At 64.2% G+C, this 18,647-nt stretch carries 21 protein-coding genes and 1 pseudogene; 15 read left to right on the top strand and 7 right to left on the bottom strand.

Going from position 1 to position 18,647, the window contains the following annotated elements; all coding sequences use genetic code 11:
• Positions 1-93: 93 nt before the first annotated feature.
• Complete coding sequence (locus MESCI_RS08910; protein WP_013529617.1) at positions 94-402, top strand: hypothetical protein; 309 nt, start codon at positions 94-96, stop codon at positions 400-402.
• 126 nt (positions 403-528) lie between these two features.
• Complete coding sequence (locus tag MESCI_RS08905; RefSeq protein WP_013529616.1) at positions 529-999, top strand: NUDIX hydrolase; 471 nt, start codon at positions 529-531, stop codon at positions 997-999.
• Positions 1,000-1,003: 4 nt separating this feature from the next.
• Here the strand turns inward: MESCI_RS08905 and MESCI_RS08900 are convergent, their stop codons facing one another.
• The 5 genes from MESCI_RS08900 to MESCI_RS08880 all read right to left on the bottom strand — a co-directional run bounded on the left by MESCI_RS08900 (position 1,004) and on the right by MESCI_RS08880 (position 6,230).
• On the bottom strand, positions 1,004-1,855 hold the full coding sequence (locus tag MESCI_RS08900; protein ID WP_013529615.1) for a citryl-CoA lyase: 852 nt from the start codon (positions 1,853-1,855) through the stop codon (positions 1,004-1,006).
• Positions 1,852-3,036 (bottom strand): CaiB/BaiF CoA transferase family protein, encoded by a 1,185-nt coding sequence (locus MESCI_RS08895; RefSeq protein WP_013529614.1) that lies wholly within the window; start codon positions 3,034-3,036, stop codon positions 1,852-1,854. Before MESCI_RS08895 ends, MESCI_RS08900 begins: the two co-directional genes overlap by 4 nt.
• 15 nt (positions 3,037-3,051) lie before the next feature.
• Positions 3,052-4,575: a tripartite tricarboxylate transporter permease gene (locus MESCI_RS08890; protein ID WP_013529613.1), complete on the bottom strand. Its 1,524-nt coding sequence runs from the start codon at positions 4,573-4,575 to the stop codon at positions 3,052-3,054.
• A 4-nt stretch (positions 4,576-4,579) separates the two neighbouring features.
• A complete protein-coding gene (locus MESCI_RS08885) occupies positions 4,580-5,116 on the bottom strand; it encodes a tripartite tricarboxylate transporter TctB family protein (protein WP_013529612.1) in 537 nt (178 codons plus the stop codon).
• 139 nt (positions 5,117-5,255) lie between these two features.
• Positions 5,256-6,230 (bottom strand): Bug family tripartite tricarboxylate transporter substrate binding protein, encoded by a 975-nt coding sequence (locus MESCI_RS08880; protein WP_013529611.1) that lies wholly within the window; start codon positions 6,228-6,230, stop codon positions 5,256-5,258.
• A 183-nt stretch (positions 6,231-6,413) separates the two neighbouring features.
• On the opposite strand from MESCI_RS08880, the gene MESCI_RS08875 reads away from it, so the two are divergent.
• Entirely contained in the window at positions 6,414-7,178 is a 765-nt protein-coding gene (locus MESCI_RS08875) for an IclR family transcriptional regulator (protein WP_013529610.1), read from the top strand.
• A gap of 141 nt (positions 7,179-7,319) precedes the next feature.
• Here MESCI_RS08875 and MESCI_RS08865 read toward each other — a convergent pair whose 3' ends face one another.
• The gene (locus tag MESCI_RS08865) at positions 7,320-7,853 is read right to left on the bottom strand and encodes a GNAT family N-acetyltransferase (protein ID WP_013529609.1); all 534 of its coding nucleotides are present in this window, start codon (positions 7,851-7,853) and stop codon (positions 7,320-7,322) included.
• Between the two features lie 202 nt (positions 7,854-8,055).
• On the opposite strand from MESCI_RS08865, the pseudogene MESCI_RS08860 reads away from it, so the two are divergent.
• The 4 genes and pseudogenes from MESCI_RS08860 to MESCI_RS08845 all read left to right on the top strand — a co-directional run bounded on the left by MESCI_RS08860 (position 8,056) and on the right by MESCI_RS08845 (position 11,732).
• A pseudogene (locus MESCI_RS08860) lies at positions 8,056-8,512 on the top strand (DUF2214 family protein).
• A 175-nt stretch (positions 8,513-8,687) separates the two neighbouring features.
• A complete protein-coding gene (locus tag MESCI_RS08855) occupies positions 8,688-9,665 on the top strand; it encodes a tripartite tricarboxylate transporter substrate-binding protein (protein WP_013529607.1) in 978 nt (325 codons plus the stop codon).
• Positions 9,666-9,739: 74 nt separating this feature from the next.
• Positions 9,740-10,213, top strand: a complete 474-nt coding sequence (locus MESCI_RS08850) for a tripartite tricarboxylate transporter TctB family protein (protein ID WP_013529606.1) — start codon at positions 9,740-9,742, stop codon at positions 10,211-10,213.
• 10 nt (positions 10,214-10,223) lie between these two features.
• Positions 10,224-11,732, top strand: coding sequence for a tripartite tricarboxylate transporter permease (locus MESCI_RS08845; protein ID WP_013529605.1), 1,509 nt, complete (start codon positions 10,224-10,226; stop codon positions 11,730-11,732).
• Between the two features lies 1 nt (position 11,733).
• Here the strand turns inward: MESCI_RS08845 and nth are convergent, their stop codons facing one another.
• The gene (gene nth / locus MESCI_RS08840; RefSeq protein WP_013529604.1) at positions 11,734-12,558 is read right to left on the bottom strand and encodes an endonuclease III; all 825 of its coding nucleotides are present in this window, start codon (positions 12,556-12,558) and stop codon (positions 11,734-11,736) included.
• A 22-nt stretch (positions 12,559-12,580) separates the two neighbouring features.
• Here nth and MESCI_RS08835 point away from each other — a divergent pair, with 22 nt between their 5' ends.
• The 8 genes from MESCI_RS08835 to MESCI_RS08800 all read left to right on the top strand — a co-directional run bounded on the left by MESCI_RS08835 (position 12,581) and on the right by MESCI_RS08800 (position 18,616).
• Positions 12,581-13,075 (top strand): DUF2244 domain-containing protein, encoded by a 495-nt coding sequence (locus MESCI_RS08835; RefSeq protein ID WP_013529603.1) that lies wholly within the window; start codon positions 12,581-12,583, stop codon positions 13,073-13,075.
• Positions 13,076-13,199: 124 nt separating this feature from the next.
• The gene (locus MESCI_RS08830; RefSeq protein ID WP_013529602.1) at positions 13,200-14,075 is read left to right on the top strand and encodes a methylated-DNA--[protein]-cysteine S-methyltransferase; all 876 of its coding nucleotides are present in this window, start codon (positions 13,200-13,202) and stop codon (positions 14,073-14,075) included.
• A 210-nt stretch (positions 14,076-14,285) separates the two neighbouring features.
• Entirely contained in the window at positions 14,286-14,756 is a 471-nt protein-coding gene (locus MESCI_RS08825; RefSeq protein WP_013529601.1) for a hypothetical protein, read from the top strand.
• A gap of 20 nt (positions 14,757-14,776) precedes the next feature.
• The gene (locus MESCI_RS08820; RefSeq protein ID WP_013529600.1) at positions 14,777-15,169 is read left to right on the top strand and encodes a hypothetical protein; all 393 of its coding nucleotides are present in this window, start codon (positions 14,777-14,779) and stop codon (positions 15,167-15,169) included.
• On the top strand, positions 15,136-15,648 hold the full coding sequence (locus tag MESCI_RS08815) for a hypothetical protein (RefSeq protein ID WP_013529599.1): 513 nt from the start codon (positions 15,136-15,138) through the stop codon (positions 15,646-15,648). The genes MESCI_RS08820 and MESCI_RS08815 overlap by 34 nt, the downstream gene beginning before the upstream one ends.
• Positions 15,623-16,105: a hypothetical protein gene (locus tag MESCI_RS08810; RefSeq protein ID WP_164919867.1), complete on the top strand. Its 483-nt coding sequence runs from the start codon at positions 15,623-15,625 to the stop codon at positions 16,103-16,105. The genes MESCI_RS08815 and MESCI_RS08810 overlap by 26 nt, the downstream gene beginning before the upstream one ends.
• 152 nt (positions 16,106-16,257) lie before the next feature.
• Positions 16,258-17,163: a ribokinase gene (locus tag MESCI_RS08805; RefSeq protein ID WP_013529597.1), complete on the top strand. Its 906-nt coding sequence runs from the start codon at positions 16,258-16,260 to the stop codon at positions 17,161-17,163.
• A 1-nt stretch (position 17,164) separates the two neighbouring features.
• Positions 17,165-18,616: an amidase gene (locus tag MESCI_RS08800; RefSeq protein WP_013529596.1), complete on the top strand. Its 1,452-nt coding sequence runs from the start codon at positions 17,165-17,167 to the stop codon at positions 18,614-18,616.
• Positions 18,617-18,647 lie beyond the last annotated feature (31 nt).

Raw genomic sequence — 18,647 nt, 5'->3', positions numbered from 1 at the left:
CGCCCGATTTCGTGATACTCGACCCGCTGGCCATGGCATCGACGCGCAAACGCCCTATATCAAAGGACAGAGTTTTTGCGCGGGAATGAACGGATGTCGGCACTTCGGCCATCAACGATCTTCACAGTGGCAATGCTGGCCACGGCAGTGCTGGCGGGCGTTTGCCTGCCGGCTTCCGCGCAAGCGCTCAATCCCGCTACCGGCAACAATGCGCTGATCCGGCAGAACGACCTGCAAATCCTGCAAAACAGGATACAGCGGCAGCAATATCAACAGCAACAGCAGCAGAATCGCGCCCAGGACCGCCAGATCTTTCAGCAACCGCCACCGGTCGTGCAGCAGCTCAAGCCAAGCTGCCAGACACAGATAATCGGCACCACCGCCGTGAGCAATTGCCGCTGACATCAAGGCCTTTTTCGTTTATTTAGCCGACTTATGTATTTCGAGTGTCGTTGGCACATGCGAAAGTTTTGGTTTTGCAACGACGCCTTGTCGCGCTATGCGGCATTGCATCGACTGGATTGACGAATGGCAGCCACCAAGAAAAAGGCCGTACGCAAGGCAAAGAAGGGCGAGAGAATCCGCCAGGTGGCGGCTATTCCCTTCCGGCTGACCGCGCGTGGCGACATCGAGGTGATGCTGGTCACGTCGCGTACCACCAGGCGCTTCATCGTCCCCAAGGGCTGGCCGATGAAGGGCAAGAGCGGACGCAAGGCGGCCACCATCGAGGCGCAGGAGGAGGCCGGCGTGCTCGGCAAGACGCTGAAGCAGCCGGCGGGCACCTATTCCTACTGGAAGCGGCTGGCCAATCGCTTTGTCCGCGTCGACGTCATCGTCTACCTGCTCGAGGTGAGCGAGGAACTGGCCGACTGGCAGGAAGCCAAACGACGCCAGCGGGCCTGGCTGGCGCCAGCCGATGCGGCCATGCTCATCGACGAGCCGGATCTTTCAACGTTGGTGAAGACGCTGAAGATCCCCGTGCAGGTGGATCAGGCGTAGAGCCTCACTCGCCGGGGTCATCGCTTTCGGGAAACGGCCGCACCGGCGTGCCGGTATAGGCCCACAGCCACTCGCGCGGCAGCGGCCCCTTGTTTCGCTCGCCATGCTGCGACTGCTCCCAGGCATGCGCCAGGATGCCGACCGAGCGCGACAGCACGAAAAGCCCTCGCGTCAGCGGCGGCGGAAAACCGAGTTCGCCATAGATGACGGCGGTGGCGCCATCGATGTTAAGCGGTATTTTTTTCCCCTTGCGGCGTTCGACGTCCGCCTCGACCGCTTCGGCGATATCGGCGAAACGCCCATTGACGGCACCGCGTGCGGCAAATTCGCGGGTCAATTCCAGCAAGCGCGGCGCGCGCGGGTCGACGGGATGGAAGCGATGTCCGAGCCCCGGCACATAGCCCTTCTCCTCGGCGAAGAACCGGTCGAGCCGCGCCGAGACCGCCTCATTCAGCGTCATCCCGGCATCGATCGCCACGGCAATGTCACCATAGAAGGAAAGCGCCTGCTCGCCGGCGCCTCCATGCACGTCGCCGAGAACGTTGATGGCCGAGGCCATGGCGCTGTTGATACCGACGCCGCAGGTTGCAGCCATGCGCGCGATGGCAATCGATGGCGCCTGCGGTCCATGGTCGACGGCGGCAGCCAAGGCAATGCCGAGCAATTCTGCCTGGTCCTCGCTGGGCAGTTCGCCGCGCAGCATCAGCCAGATGACAGCCGGAAAGCTGACGCGGCCGATCAGATCCTGGATCTCGTAGCCGCGCAGCCGGATGACACCTGGCCGCATCTCGATGATGTCGGTCTGCCACCATTCCTCGCCGCGCTCACGGCCCGTCTTCTTCTCCGTGCCGCTCATGCGCGTGCCTTTGTCCTGGTGCGGGGCGGCAGGTCGGCGAACACCTCGCTCATATGTTCGCCGAGCGCCGGCGGCGGCTTTGTCGGCAAGGGCGCCTCGCCATCGACCATGAAGCCGCCGCGCAAAACGGTCAGCGGCTTGTCCATGCCAGCCACATCGTCGAAATGCGCGGTCACCTGGCGCTCGAGGACTTGGGGCTCGGCCAGCACTTGCGGGATCGTCAGCACCCTGCCGGCAGGCACGCCGGCGCGATTGAGCGTCTCTTCCCAGGCCGCCGCCGAGGCGCCCGCCAGGGCGTCCTCGATCTCGACTTTAAGCGCCGCACGGTTGCGCTTGCGCGTCTCGCGCTCTGCATAGCGGACATCGGAAGCCAATTCCGGCCGGCCGATCAGCCGGCACAGCGCCACGAACTGCTCCTGCTTGTTGGCGGCGATGTTGATGAGCCCGTCGCCGGTGCGAAACGCACCGGAGGGTGCCGCCGTCATGTTCTCGTTGCCCATCGGCATGGGGTCGATACCTGCGGTCAGATAGTTGGAAACCGGCCAACCAAGTGCGGAAAGTGTGCATTCGAGCATCGAAACGTCGAGAAAGGCACCCTCGCCGCTCGTCTTCTGCCGCACCAGCGCCGAGGCGATGGCGAACGCGCCGACCAGTCCGCCAAGCGTATCGGCGACGGGATAGCCGACCCGCAGCGGCGCCGCTTCCGGTGTGCCGGTGATGCTCATGATCCCAGACAGGCCCTGGATGATCTGGTCATAGGCGGGATTATCGCGCATTGGCCCGGTCTGGCCGAAACCCGATATCGCGCAATAGACGAGGCCCGGACGAACCGTCTTCAGTGCCTCGTAGCCAAGCCCCAGCCGATCCATCACGCCGGGGCGGAAATTCTCCACCAGTGCGTCGGCGCTGGCCACCAGATCGAAAAAGCGCTCGCGATCGGCTTGCTTCTTGAGGTCGAGCACAACCGACCGTTTGCCGGCGTTCTGAGCCAGGAACGAGGCGCCCATGCCGGCGCTGTTCAGCTTTGCCGAGCCGCCGAGCTGGCGGGCGAGGTCGCCGCCTTGCGGCGCCTCGACCTTGATCACGTCGGCGCCCAGCAGCGCCAGCTGGTAGGCGCAATAGGGGCCGGCCAGGACGTTGGTCAGGTCGAGGACGCGAATACCGGAAAGCAGTTCTGTCATGGCATCATGGATCGATCAGGCATCGCCGGGCACATGCTCCGGTCCGCGCCGACGACGATGCTCGATGAAGGCCCAGATATGCGGGCCGGCGAGGCCGATGAAGGCGAGCGTCAGCAGTGTCAGCGACAGTTTGTGGGTGTAGAACACGGACCAGTCGCCATTCGAGATGGTCATCGCCCGGCGGAACTGGGTTTCGGCGAGCGGCCCAAGGATCATGCCGATGATGACAGGCGCGGTCGGAAAATCGAACCGCCGCATCAGGAAACCGGCGGCCCCCAGCAGATAGAGGATGACGAGGTCGATGGGCGATTGCGAAATACCATAGGTGCCGACCGTGGCGAACACCAGGATGCCGGCATAGAGCTGCGGCGCCGGGATTTTCAGCAGCCGCACCCACAGCCCGATCAGCGGCAGGTTGAGGATGACCAGGATGACGTTGGCGATGAACAGGCTGGCGATCAGCCCCCAGACGAGGTCGCCCTGGGTCGTCAAAAGCAGTGGTCCGGGATTGATGCCGTAGCTCTGGAACGCCGACAGCATGATCGCCGCCGTCGCCGAGGTCGGCAGGCCAAGCGTCAGCATCGGCACCAGTACGCCGGCTGCGGACGCATTGTTGGCGGCCTCGGGGCCGGCAACGCCTTCGATGGCGCCGACCGTGCCGAACTCCTGCTTGTGCTTCGACAGCTTCTTTTCGATGGCATAGGACAGGAAAGTCGGGATTTCGGCGCCGCCGGCCGGCATGGCGCCGATCGGGAAGCCGATCGCGGCGCCGCGCAGCCAGGGTTTCCACGAACGCCCCCACTCGGCCGCCGTCATGTAGAGCGAGCCCTTCAGCGGCACGATCTCGTCCTTGCCGGCATAGCGGCGCGAGGCCATGTACAGCGTCTCGCCGACGGCAAACAGGCCAACGGCGGCGATGATGACGTCGACGCCGTCGAGCAGTTCGGTCATGCCGAAGGTGAAGCGCGGCTGGCCGGTCTGCAGGTCGACGCCGATCATGCCGATGACGAAGCCTGCGAACAGGCTGGTCAGGCCGCGAACGGAAGACGAGCCGAGCACCGCCGAGACGGTGATGAAGGCCAGCACCATCAGCGAGAAATATTCGGCCGGACCGAAGGCCAGCGCGAATTTGACCACCACCGGCGCCAGGAAAGCGACGCCCATCGTGCCGATCGTGCCGGCTACGAACGAGCCGATCGCCGAAGTGGCGAGGGCTGCACCGCCGCGGCCGGAACGCGCCATCCTGTTGCCTTCCAGCGCGGTGACGATGGTGGCGCTTTCGCCGGGCGTGTTGAGCAGGATCGACGTCGTCGAGCCGCCGTACATGGCGCCGTAATAGATGCCGGCAAACAGGATGAAGGATGCCTCCGGCGCCACCTGATAGGTGATCGGCAAAAGCAGCGCGATGGTCAGCGCCGGCCCAAGACCGGGCAGCACACCGATGGCGGTGCCAAGCGTGGTGCCGAGCAGGCACCACAGAAGGTTGACCGGGGTGAAGGCGACCGAGAAGCCGTGTGCGAGATGTCCGAGCGTTTCCATGGCGTCAGCCCCTCAACATGGTGATGAACGCATCGATGACCGCGTTCAGCTGGTTCTCGATGAAACCGGCACCGATGTTGACGCCGAGCGCCCTGGCGAAGCCGAAATAGGCGGCCAGCGCCAGGATAAGGCCGAGCACGACGTCCCGCAGCGTACGCTTGCTGCCGAAGCCGTAGCAGACGAGCACGAACATGATGACGGATGCCGCCGTGAAGCCGAGCGGTTGGATGAGCAGCAGATTGGCGATCAGGCCGATGACGACGAAGCCCATTGCCTTCCAGTCGGTCGGCGTCTCCTTTTCCTCCTCCGGCTGCCAGCCGCCGCGAAGCGCGGCAAGGATGAGCAACAGCGAAAGTACCACCAGGCCAACCATGGTAAGGTAGGGAAAGACGGTCGGGCCGACCTTGGAGTAGAGCGGCGACACCGGGATCGCCAGCGTCTGCCAGGCGACGGCGCCGGCGCAGGCCAGGAGCCCGATGCCTATCAACAATTCCGGCACGGCAAGCCGCGACGGCGCCGCCTGCTGGTCGCTGGTGCTCATGATTGTCCTCCCCAGGAGAGCTGGCCAAGTATGGTTGGCGGAAATGCCCGGCGCCGCATGCTTGCTCCCCACCGCAGGGTCATGCCGGCTTGCATTTCATGCGAGAAGGGGCGACCTGCGCCGCCCCTATGACGATGGATCAGGCGAGCCCGAGATCCTTCAGGATCGCCTCGATGCGGGCTGAATCCTCGGTGACGAACTTCGCATAGTCGTCGCCGGTGAGCAGGATCGGCGTCCAGTTGCGGTTCTTGCATTCGGTCGCCCACGCGTCGCTCTTGGCCATGGTCTCGATCAGGGTGATCATCGCTGCCTTGTCGGCGTCGGAAATGCCCGGCGGTGCGAAGACGCCGCGCCAGTTGAACAGTTCGACATCGATGCCGGCCTCCTTCAGCGTCGGCGCATCGATGCCGTCCTGGCGCTTGTCTGCCGAGATGGCGAGCAGCCGCAGCGCGCCCGCCTTGACCTGCTCGGAGAACTCGCCAAAGCCGGAGATGCCGGCCGCGACCTGGTTGCCGAGCAGCGCCGACAACGCCTCACCGCCGCCGGCGAACGGCACGTAGGACAGGTTTGTCGCCGGCACGCCGACAGTCTTGGCAATCAGGCCGAACAGGATGTGATCGGAACCGCCTGCGGAGCCGCCGGCGACAGGAACCTTTGTCGGATCGGCCTTGAGCGCGGCGACGAAATCAGCGGCCGTCTTGAACGGCGACTCCGCCGGCACGACCAAGGCCTCGAACTCGCCGGTAAGGCGGGCGATCGGGGTGACCTGCGTCAGATTGTTGGCGGCCTTGTTGGCAATGATGGCGCCAACCATGACCATGCCGGCAACCATCAGGGAATTGCCTTTGCCGTTCCACTGGCTGATGAATTGCGGCAGCCCGACAGTCCCGCCGGCGCCGCCGACATTGGTGATCTGGGAACCCGAGATGAGCTTTTCACTGCGCAGCACCTGGTCGATCGTGCGCGCCGTCTGGTCCCAGCCACCACCCGGTGCGGCAGGCACGAAGAGCTGTATCTGGGGCGCGCCTTCGGCCAAAGCGGGAGAAAGATGCGACGTCATCAGCCCGGCACCCACGGCTGCGGTGCTCATCAAAAATCTGCGTCTGTCCAGCATGGGATTCCTCCAAATCACGACACCTCCTCCGGTGCCCGCCAAAACGCGCCTGCATCCAGACCCGTCATCGATTTCAAGCAGATGTTACGGAGTTCTGTCAACGGAAACGATATTCTGCTGGACAGAACGATTTGGCGGCGCGACACAGTCGCGTCGCTCGGCTTTCTTCAAACTGGAACCGCCATGGACTCGCCAAGCAAATCGGCAGATGCGGAAATCGACCGCGCCGAAGGTGTTGCAGCACTCGATCGGGCGATTGCCATCCTCGATGCCTTCAGCACGGAGGACCGGTCGCTCAGCCTGGCCGAAATCGCGGCGCGCACCGGCCTCTACAAGAGCACCATCCTGCGGCTTGCGAATTCCCTTTTGCGCGGACGATTGCTCGAGCGCCTCGACAATGGGCGCTACCGCGTCGGACCCGCGACGTTTCGGCTCGGTGCGCTCTACCAACGTTCGGTCGTGGCGGTCGATATCCTGCTGCCGATCATGCGCGATCTTTCCGAGCGAAGCTGGGAAAGCGTTGCCTTCTACGTTCGCTCGGGCGATGTCCGCACCTGTCTTTACCGCGTCGAATCCAAGCACCCGATCCGCTACACGATACGCGAAGGCGACGTATTGCCTTTGCTGCTCGGCTCGGGCGGCCGCGTGCTCGCAGCGTTTTCGGGCCAGCAGGGCGAACCCTACGAGACCATCCGCAAGACCTGCAACTGTCTCGCCGTCGGCGACCGCGACCCCGAGACGGGGGGCGTGTCGGCGCCGGTATTCGGGCCAGGGGGCGTCCTGCTCGGCGCCTTGACCCTGGCTGGACCAAGCACGCGCGTCGACGCGGCCTTTCTGCAGCGCATGAAGCGTCCGCTGCTCGAGGCAGCGGCCCGCGCCACCCGCGCCTTCGGCGAGGACGCCTCAATGCTCGAGCAGGCAAGCCTGGCAGCGGACGCCCTGCCGTAGAATGCGGCCTGATTGGAAGGCTCGCCCAGTTCAACTTGACCAGAACCACACGGCGGTTCTTGGCGCGGCCCGCTTCGTCATCGTTGCTGGCGACAGGTGCCATCATGCCGGCGCCCGCAGCGGTCAGCCGCGCCGCTCAGGTCACCGCGCCAGCAGGATGGTCGGAGCGTCGTGATAGGTGGTCTTTACCACTTCCCGATAACCGCACTTGGCAGCCACCCTCAGCGAAGCGCCATTTTCCGGATCGATGATACAGACGGTCTTCTCGCGCCCGAAAATCACTTCGCCCCATGCCAGGACGCGGCCAACCACCTCGGTGGCGAAGCCCGCCCCGTGCACGGCCGGAACCAGCGCCCACCCGGCCTCGGGAATGCCTTCGATCGATGGTTCCATGTCGCGCTTCAGATCGTGAAACCCGGCCTCGCCGATGAAGCGCCCGGTCGCCTTCTCCTCGATCGCCCAGAAGCCATAGCCAAGCAACGACCACAGGCCGGCGTGACGCAGGAAGCGCATCCAGCTTTCTTCGCGCGTGCGCGGCTTGCCGCCGATGAAGCGGGTGACGACGGGATCGGTCCACATCGCGGCATAGGTGTCGAAATCATCCAGGCGGTGTGCCCGCAGGATGGTTCGCTTCGTTTCGATGACAGGAGCACTGGTCGCTTGCGGATTGTTCATGGGATCTGCCTCGCACGGATCGCCAGCGCTTAGCAAATCGCCGGTGCTGCGCAAGGGGCCAGGGCAACACGGCCCATCATCCAGGCGCCGCTATGGGAATTTTGCGCGACGATGTTATTTTTCACCGCAGGCTGATTCAACACCCGCCAGCGCGACCTTTTTTCAGGCGCGCATTGGTGGCGTCAAACCCAGGGAAAAGAGCATGGATACCACCGATCTTGTGCTTGCGATCTTCCATCATCTGCTGGTGTTTTCGCTGGCGGGGATCATCGGCGCCGAATTCGTCCTGATCCGCGGCGACCTGGGTGCTGCGACGCTCAAGAGGCTCGCCGGCATCGACCGCCATTACGGCGTCATCGCCGCGCTGATCATCGTCGTCGGCATCGGCCGCGTCTTCTATGGCCTCAAGGGCTGGGAATTCTACGTCTACAACTGGGTGTTCTGGGCCAAGATAGCGGCGTTCGGCGCTGTCGGCCTGCTGTCGATCATCCCGGCCGTCCGCTTCATATCCTGGAACAGGCAGGCGAGCGGCAATGCCTCGTTCCAGGTGCCGGCGACCGAACTTGCGTCCGTGAAAGACCTATATCCGCGCCGAAGCTTTCATCTTCCTGCTCATCCCGGTCTTCGCCGCGGCGATGGCGCGCGGCTACGGCTACTAGGGTGGCGATCACCCTCCGACATTATCCACCCATCGAGTGCGGATGTTTGCGGATATCGGCAGTTTGCCGCCCAGTTGCTATTTGCTAGCTTGCCCTAGTTGTTGCTTCATGCGCAGCCGGTGTTGAGAGGAGTTCCGCGCGGCGTTGGAGATTCATATCCCGGGAGGAGATCACGATGAGAAGATTTGTCGCCACTCTGGCTGCTGCCGCGGCCGTCACGCTTTATGGGTTCGCGGCCAGCGCGCAGACCTATCCTGAACGAACCATCACCGTTGTGGTGCCGTTTGCGGCCGGCGGTCCGACCGACACGGTCACGCGCCTCGTCGCCGAAGCGATGTCGAAGGATCTCGGCCAGCAGGTCATCGTCGAGAATGTCGGCGGCGCCGGCGGCACGCTGGGTGCCGGCCGCGTCGCCAACGCCGAGCCTGACGGCTATACGCTGCTGCTCCATCATATCGGCATGGCGACAAGTGCGACGCTGTACAGAAAGCTCGCCTACGACACGCTGAACGCCTTCGAATATGTCGGCCTCGTCACCGAGGTGCCGATGACCATCGTCGGCCGCAAGGACCTGGAGCCGGCCGATCTCAAGGGGTTGGTGGAGTACGCCAAGGCCAACAAGGATTCCATAACCGTCGCCAATGCCGGCATCGGTGCGGCCTCGCATCTGTGCGGCATGCTGTTCATGAGCGCCATCAAGACGCCGCTGGTCACCGTGCCCTACAAGGGCACCGGCCCGGCCATGACCGATCTCCTCGGCGGTCAGGTCGACATCATGTGCGACCAGACGACCAACACCACCAAGCAGATCCAGGGCGGCACCATCAAGGCCTATGCCGTCACCTCGCCGGAGCGCCTCGATGTGCTGAAAGACGTCCCGACGACGGTGGAAGGCGGCCTTCCCGAAGTGCAGGTCGGCATCTGGCACGGTCTCTATGCACCCAAGGGCACACCGGCCGGGATCACCGAACGCCTGTCGAAATCGCTTCAGGTCGCGCTGAAGGACCAGAACGTCGCGGCCCGCTTCGCCGAACTCGGCACCAAGCCATCGCCCGAGGCCGATGCGACCCCCGCCGCACTGAAGGCCAAGCTGGAAAGTGAGATCGCGCGCTGGAAGCCGATCATCGAAGCCGCCGGCCAGTACGCCGACTGAGGTTTGAACAGGGGCGCCGCCGGCGCCCCTGTTCGCTCGGCATCCGCTACGCACCGCGGCTTGGGAGAACCATCATGAAACCTTTCGCGATCGACAGGGTCAACGGCCTGTGCGCCGCCCTGTTCATCGGCTTCGGCGGATGGTTCGCGCTGCAATCGCTCGGCCTCGAAATCGGCACCGCGTTGCGCATGGGGCCAGGCTATTTTCCGCTGGTCCTGGCGATCGTGCTGATCCTGCTCGGCGCCGTCATTCTCGTCCAGGCTGTACGCGTCGAGGGCGAAGCGATCGGGCATATTGCGTGGCGCGGCATGCTGCTCATCCTGCCTGCTCCGATCTTCTTCGGCCTGACGGTGCGCGGCCTCGGATTCATCCCGTCGATCTTCCTGACGGCGCTGATCGCGTCGTTTGCCAGCCGCCGCATGAAGCCGTTGACCGCCCTCGTGCTGTCGGCCGGCCTGACATTGTTTGCATTCCTTGTCTTCAGCTACGCGCTTGGCCTGCCGTTCCGCCGCTTCGGCCCGTGGCTGGCCCCGTGGTTGGTGTCGTAAGGCGATGAGCATGGATCTGCTCGACAACCTTGCGCTCGGCTTTTCGACGGCGACGTCGCTGACCAACCTCGGTTTCTGCCTGATCGGCGTCCTTCTCGGCACGCTGATCGGCGTCCTGCCCGGCATCGGCGCCACCGCGACCATCGCCATGCTTTTGCCCATCACCTTCCAGATCGGCGACCCGGTTTCCTCCCTCATCATGCTCGCCGGCATCTATTACGGTGCGCAATATGGCGGCTCGACCACCGCCATTCTCATCAACATGCCCGGCGAGTCCTCGTCCGCCGTCACCGCGATCGACGGCTACCAGATGGCCAGGAACGGCCGCGCCGGGGCGGCCCTCGCGATCGCGGCCATCGGCTCGTTCTTTGCCGGCACCGTGTCGACGTTCCTCGTCGCCATCTTTGCCCCGCCGCTGACGGCGATAGCGCTGGAATTCGGCGCGGCCGAGTATTTTTCGCTGATGATCGTCGGCTTGGTTTCGTCCGTCGCGCTCGCCCACGGCTCGATCGTCAAGGCGCTGGCCATGGTCGTGCTCGGCCTGCTGCTCGGCATTGTCGGCACCGACATTTACACCGGCACGCCGCGCTTCACGCTTGGAATCCGGGAATATGCCGACGGGTTGAATTTCGTTGCGGTGGCGGTCGGTGTCTTCGGCGTCGCCGAGATCCTGCGCAACCTCGAAAACGAGGATGAGCGCTCCGTGATGATCCGCAAGGTCACCGGCCTTATGCCGACCCGCGAGGACTTTCGGCGCATGGCAGCGCCCATCGTGCGCGGAACGATCATCGGTTCGGCGCTCGGCATCCTGCCGGGAGGCGGCGCGATCCTGGCAGCCTTTGCCTCCTACACGGTCGAAAAACGCGTCTCGAAAAACCCGAAGGAGTTCGGCAAAGGCGCCATCGAAGGCGTCGCCGGACCGGAATCGGCCAACAATGCCGGTGCGCAGACTTCCTTCATCCCGATGCTGACGCTGGGCATTCCGGCCAACCCGGTCATGGCTCTGATGATCGGCGCCATGATCATCCAGGGCATCGTGCCCGGCCCCAATGTCGCAACCGAACAGCCGGCGCTGTTCTGGGGCATCATCGCCTCGATGTGGATCGGCAATCTGATGCTGATCATCCTCAACCTGCCGCTGATCGGGCTTTGGGTGAAGCTGCTGACGATCCCCTATTACGTGCTTTTCCCGATCATCATGGCGTTCTGCTCGATCGGCGTCTACAGCGTCAACAGCAACGTCTATGATCTCTACGCCGTCGCCTTCTTCGGCTTCCTCGGCTACCTCCTGACCAAGCTGCGCTGCGAACCGGCACCGCTGCTGCTCGGCTTCGTGCTCGGCCCGCTGCTCGAGGAAAACCTGCGCCGCGCCATGATCCTCTCGCGCGGCGACCCGAGCACCTTCGTGACCAGACCGATCAGCGCCGGCCTGCTGCTCATAGCGCTCGCCGTGCTCGCCGTCGTCTTCCTGCCGGCGGTCAAGAAAAAGCGCGAAGAGGTGTTTGTGGAGGAGAGTTGAACTACGCCGCCGTTCCGCCTCGGTCCTGAACCTCTTCGACCGGGTCGAGCGGTGCGATCGGCACCAGTGGTGCCGGCACATCGGTCGTCTTGACCTCGGCCTTGCAGATGTCGGCGATGACGCAGGCCGGGCAATCCGGCTTGCGCGCCTTGCAGACGTAGCGGCCATGCAGGATCAGCCAGTGATGTGCATGGCGCATATATTCGTCCGGAATGATCTTCAACAATCCCTGCTCGACCTGTTCCGGCGTCTTGCCGGGCGCCAGCCCGAGCCGGTTGCCGATGCGAAGAATGTGCGTGTCGACCGCCATCGTGTGCTGGCCGAAGGCCATGTTGAGCACGACATTGGCGGTCTTGCGCCCGACCCCGGGCAGCTTGACCAATTCATCTCGATTATCGGGTACCTCGCCGCCATGGTCGCGGATCAGCGCCTGCGACAGCGCAATCACATTCTTCGCCTTGTTGCGCCACAGCCCGATGGTGCGGATATATTCGCCGACCCTTGCTTCCCCCAGCGCCAGCATCTTGTGCGGCGTATCGGCGGCCCTGAACAGCGCCCGCGTCGCCTTGTTGACGCCTACATCCGTCGCTTGCGCCGACAGCACCACCGCGACCAGCAGCGTGAAGGCGTTGACATGTTCGAGTTCGCCCTTCGGCTCGGGCCGCTGGACGGAAAAGCGCCGGAATATCTCTTTCACTTCGGCCGGGCTGTAGCGTGACGCGCGTCGCACCGGCCGCGGGCGCGGCTTTGCGTTCGAACCATCGCGTCGTGCGGGCAACAGCTCTTTTTTGGACAGGGAAGAATCTTTGGACTTGGGGCTTGCCATTTCCCTCCTATAATATCCCCTCATGAGCGACACAAACGCCTCGTTTCAGGCCGACGAGCCATTCTTTCAGGCGCTACTGACCCCGCACCGGTCTCTGGGCCGGACAGGCTTCTTCGTCCTGATGGGCGCGCTGCTGTTCGGCTGGCTGGTGACAGGCGCGTTTTTCCTGTCGCGCGGCGCCTGGCCGGTGTTCGGCTTCTTCGGCCTCGACGTGGCCGCCGTCTACATCGCCTTTCGCATCAACTATCGTGCCGCTCGCGCACGCGAAGAAGTCTCGGTTTCGCGCACCAGCCTCGACATCCGCAAGACAGCCCCCTCGGGGAAATCGGAAGCGCATCGCTTCAATCCGTTCTGGGCGCGGTTTTCGGTGGCCCGTCACGCCGAGATCGGCATCACAGGCATGACGGTGCAAGGTGAAGGCCAGAACGTGCCGATCGGATCGTTCCTGGACCCCGATTCCCGCGAGAGTTTTGCCACCGCCTTTTCGCGCGCGCTGGCGACCGCCAAGACACGCTGAGGCAGCCGCGAGCGATTCCTGGACTCGAATCCGGTGCCTATCTGGGTATGCGCCGCAAGAAGGCAAGTTTCGGGTGGCGATCGACGCCCCGAGGGGCGATATTCCGGCTCAAGGAGACAGTCCCATGAGCACACACACCGCAGTCCTCAAAAAGGACATCACGCCTGAAGGCAGCGATTATGAGATCGTGCGCCGTGCCATCGAGAAGATCAGTCTCGACTATCGCGACCAGCCTTCCCTCGAAGAGCTGGCCGAGGAGGTCGGCGAGACGCCGACCGGCCTGCAAAAACTCTTCACCCGCTGGGCCGGCCTGTCGCCCAAGGCCTTCCTGCAGGCGGTGACACTGGACCATGCGCGCAGGCTGCTCGATTCCGGCATGCCGCTGCTCGAGACCTCATTCGAACTGGGCATGTCCGGCCCCGGCCGGCTGCATGACCTGTTCGTCACGCATGAGGCGATGTCGCCGGGCGACTACAAGACACGCGGCGCCGGGCTCACCATCCGCTACGGCTTCCATTCCTCGCCATTCGGCACCGCCCTGATCATGGCCACGGAGCGCGGGCTCGCCGGCCTCGCCTTCAGTGACCCCGGCGAGGAACGCGCCGCCTTCGCCGACATGTCCAGCCGCTGGCCGAACGCCCTCTATGTCGAGGACATGACTGCCACCGGCCCCTATGCCGCCCGTATCTTCGATCCGACGCTGTGGCGCCCCGACCAGCCGCTGCATGTCGTCATGATCGGCACCGACTTCCAGGTTCGCGTCTGGGAGGCGCTGCTCAAGATCCCGATGGGCAAGGCCCGCACCTATTCCTCGATCGCGGCCAGCATCGGCGCCCCGTCCGCCAGCCGGGCGGTGGGTGCGGCCAACGGCGCCAATCCGCTCTCCTTCGTGGTGCCTTGTCACCGCGCCATCGGCAAATCCGGCGACCTGACCGGCTATCATTGGGGCCTGACCCGCAAGCGCGCCATTCTGGGCTGGGAAGCAGGGCAGGTGTCGTAATATCGATTTTTCTCGATAGTGCGAAGAAAAACATGGATATACCGGCACTGATAAGTATAAGCGCGATTTCACTGTCTTTGCAACCGAGGGCAACCTCCGGTTCCTGTGATTGTTATTTAAGGAATTATTTTAGGTAACTCTAAATTAACCACGATAAAGTGATGATGCCCTCATATTAATCCGGACGATCCGGCTTGATAGGAGGTCCCGATGTCATTGGTTCGCGCCGCCTGCGCCGCAGCTCTGCTGGTTGCCGGCATCGACGAGGCCGCGTTGGCCACGACGCAGAATGTCATCTTCAATGGCACGATCGCGCCCACCTGCACGCTTGTCGTTGCCACCAACGGTACGATGACGGCCAGTCCCGATCTCCAATCCCTCAGTTCCCACAACGGCGGCGGCTCGGCTGGAACCGTGACGCTGACGACGACCGGAGGCGTGTCGCTGAGTGTCGACCCGGTCACCACCATGACGGTGCCATCCGCCGACAGCACGTCGACGACCTGGACACCGACCTACTCTGCCGCCGGCGCGCATGCCATCGGTGAGACCGGCTCGGCAACCAGCATCACCACCCCCGGCGCCGACCTCGTTTCGGTCCACCTTGCCGGCACCAAGGGCGGCAGCAATCGCTTCGCCAACGGCAATTATCAGGCAACGGTAACGCTGCGCTGCGAATGACGCGTGGCGAAGGAGGGTCGTTGAAACATGCTCGAATCCTGGCGACGGCATTGGCCGTCGGATTGGCGCCCATTGCCGCCAAGGCCCAATCGATGTCGCCGATGCGTGGCGAGATCAACAGCTTCACCGACGTCTTCGCGGTTCGCGTCTTTCCCGCCAATCCCTACGACCGGAAGATCCGGGTCGAAATCCATGTCTACGATCAGGATTTCCAGCCGGTGGATGCCAGGGTCTCTCCAAATGTCTTCCAACTGGCTTCCCAGGCCTCCCGTTCTGTCCTTGTGGTCGTGCCTTTTGACGGCGCTGCCGAGCGTAAGGTGCGTATCTGTACCGAAAGCATCCCCTTTCCCAATCAACAGACGCAGATAAGGGCACAGATATGCGGGAAGTTTTTTGGACGCCGCAAGTCCTGACACTGGCGCTCGCGGCTGCTTGGGCTTGTGCCTCGCCGGCCGGGGCCGAGGACGTCTACAACCTCAACCAGAATGAGAGCGGCTTCAACCTGCCCGGCGTCACCTTGCCCCAGGGCCAGGACGAGGTGCATGCCGCGGACGGCACCACTTGCCGTTCCGCCGTCTCCGGTTCCGGCGCCTATGTCGATCTCGGCGTCATCAGAGGCAACAGCCAGTCCGACAATGATGTCGCCACTTACGGCCGCGTGGTGATCCCGATCGGGCGTACGCCGAAGCGCGTCGATTGCAGCCGTCTCTACGAGCTTGAGGTCGAGCGCCTGCAACTGGAGCTGAAGCTCCTCAAAATGGGCCTCGGCGCCGACGGCCAGACGGCGAGCGTGGCCGCCAGCGCTTCCACGGCCGCGTCACCGGGGTGGGCCAACGAAGGCTGGAGCATCAGGACCGGAAATGGCGATGGCAAGAAAAAGAAGAAGCAGTAGCCGCGCGCTGTTTGCGATGGCTGCACTTGCCGGTTCCTGCCTTCCGGTGCAGGCAGCGATCATCGGCACCTGCACCATCATGGTCGGGGCGTCCGGAACGATGAAGGCCAATCCCGCCATCAGCATACTGGGCTCCAAACAGGCAGGCGGATCGAGCGCCAGCGCCACCGTAGTGGCAAGCTCCCTGTTGTGCTCGATACTTAACCTGCTTGACTGCTATTCGGTTTCGGCACCGGCGCCTGCCGCATTCTCGTCCGCGCCGAGCGGCGGCGGCACCAACGTGACCTTCGCTTCAGTTTTCCGCCTCGATGGCTCGGGGGCTGATGTCAACGGAAGTGTGCCGCAGAGGGTTTCCAACGGCACCCACACGATGCAGGTCGACCTCACCGCCACCAGGTCGAGCGGTATCTTTCCCGCCGGCAACTATCAGGGCACGGTCACCGTGCGCTGCGAATAGGCCACGACACCTCAAATCGGACTGGACCATGCGCGTGGTCTGGCAAGCCGCGGCCTTACAGGTTAGCTTTCACGCAATCGGAACGATCTGCGTTCGCCCGGACGCACGAAGACGCTCCGACATTTTGAATTTGCGTTGCCAGGAGGCCCTGCTTGATTATCGTCATCGGCTCGATCAACCTCGACCTTATCGCCAAGGTCGACCGCTTGCCGAGCCCCGGCGAGACGGTGGGCGGCTCGGCCTTCACCACCGCGCCTGGGGGCAAGGGCGCCAACCAGGCACTGGCCGCCGCACGCGCCGGTGCCTCGGTGCGCATGGTCGGCGCCGTCGGCAGGGACAGCTTCGCAGCCGAGGCACTGGCATTGCTGCGCGACGGCAAGGTCGACCTGTCCGGCGTTGCCGAGACTCACGCCTCGACCGGCACGGCACTGATCATGGTCGCCGACGACGGCGAAAACATCATCGCCGTGGTGCCGGGCGCCAACGCTTCCGTGGTGCCAGGCGATCTCTCCAAGGCCTTTCTGAAAAAAGGCGACGTCGTGCTGCTGCAAAATGAGATTCCGCTGGCCACCGTCGATGCCGCCCTCGACCAGGCAAGGGCGGCCGGCGCCATCACCGTGCTCAACACGGCGCCTTTTCAGGGGCAAGCAGCCGGCTTTATCGGCAAGGCCGACTATGTCGTCGCCAACGAAACCGAGTTCGACCTCTATGGCGAAGCGCTGTCGCTGCAAGGCCGCGACCGGGCGGCCCGCATGCGCGACTTTGCCGGAAAGACCGGCCGCACCGTCGTCGTCACGCTTGGCGGCGACGGCGTGATGGCGGCGACACCGAGCGAATTCCTCACCGTTCCGGCACGCAAGATCACCCCTGTCGACACGGTCGGCGCCGGCGATACGTTCTGCGGCTATTTCGCCGCCAGCCTGTCGTCGGGCCTCACGCTCGAACAGGCGCTGGCGCGCGCCGGCGCGGCCGGTTCGCTGGCCTGCCTGAAGCCTGGAGCCCAACCGGCGATCCCGCTCGCCAAAGACGTCGATCAGGCGCTGCAGGAAACCCGTTAAAATGCTGCGCCCGCACACGAAACATGCCGTGCCGCCGGCAAGCGACATCTGCCGCCTGTCCGCGGTCCAACTCGCCGGCGCGATCCGGGGGAGAGAGCTTTCCGTGCGCGAGGTGGTGGCGGCATTCCTCGATCGCATCGAGGCGGTCAATCCGCTGGTCAACGCCATCGTCTCCTTGCGCGATCGCGCCGATATCCTGCGCGAAGCCGATGCGGCCGATGCCAGCCTGTCGCGAACCGAAGCGGCGGGTCCGCTCTTCGGCCTGCCGATGGCCATCAAGGATCTCGCCTCGACCACGGGCCTCAGGACCTCCTTCGGCTCGCCGATCTTCGCCGATTTCGTGCCGCAGGAGGACGATTTCTTCGTCGAGCGCATCCGCAATGCCGGCGCCATTATCATCGGCAAGACCAACGTCCCCGAATTCGGGCTTGGTTCCAACACCTACAACGCCGTGTTCGGGCCGACACTGAACGCCTTCGATCCGGCCCTGACCGCCGGAGGCTCGAGCGGCGGCGCGGCCGTTGCCCTGGCGCTCGACATGGTGCCCGTCGCCGATGGCAGCGACTTTGGCGGCTCGCTGCGCAACCCGGCCGCCTGGAACAATGTTTTTGGCTTCCGCCCGTCGCAAGGACTTGTTCCTGGCGGACCCGATTTCGAAGTCTTCCATGCGCAGATGGGCGTCGACGGGCCGATGGGCCGCAACGTCGGTGACATGGCACTGCTGCTCGATGTGCAGGCCGGTTACCACCCGCACGCGCCATTGTCCTACGAGAAACCCGGCTCGTTCCTCGAAGGGCTTGGAATACCCGCAACTGGTGGCCGCATCGCCTGGCTCGGTGACCTCGGCGGTCATCTGCCGGTTGAAACAGGCATTCTCGGCCTGTGCGAGGCGGCACTTGGCCGCTTTGCGGAGGCGTCCTTCGCGACCGAGCCCCTGCTGCCGGATTTCGATTTCGAAGCGCTGTGGCAGGCCTTCGTGACGCTGCGCCAGGCCAGCAGCGGCTGCGCGCTCAAAACCCACTATGACGATCCCGCAAAGCGCCGCCTGCTCAAGCCGGAAGCCATCTGGGAAGTGGAGAACGCAACGCGGCTGACGGCGCCGCAGATCCGCGCCGCTTCGGTCATCCGCACGTCCTGGCATCGCACGCTTCTGTCGATCTTCGACCGCTATGATCTGATTGCGCTGCCGACAGCGCAGGTCTTCCCCTTCGACATCGATACGCATTGGCCGCGTGAGGTCGCCGGACGCACAATGGACAGCTATCACCGCTGGATGCAGGTTTCCGCCTTCGCGACCTTGGGCGGCTGCCCGGCGGCCAATGTGCCGGTCGGCTTCGACGATAGAGGGCGGCCGATGGGCATGCAGCTGATCGGCCGGCCACGCGGCGACCTTGCCGTGCTCAAGGCGGCGGCCGCCTATGAGGCAACGCTGCCCTGGCCGGCCGGCGCCTGAATCGCACGCGTTGGCGTGCCGAGGCGCTTCG

This window comes from Mesorhizobium ciceri biovar biserrulae WSM1271 (assembly GCF_000185905.1).
Lineage (GTDB): Bacteria > Pseudomonadota > Alphaproteobacteria > Rhizobiales > Rhizobiaceae > Mesorhizobium > Mesorhizobium ciceri.
This window is presented reverse-complemented; position numbering and strand designations above follow the sequence as displayed.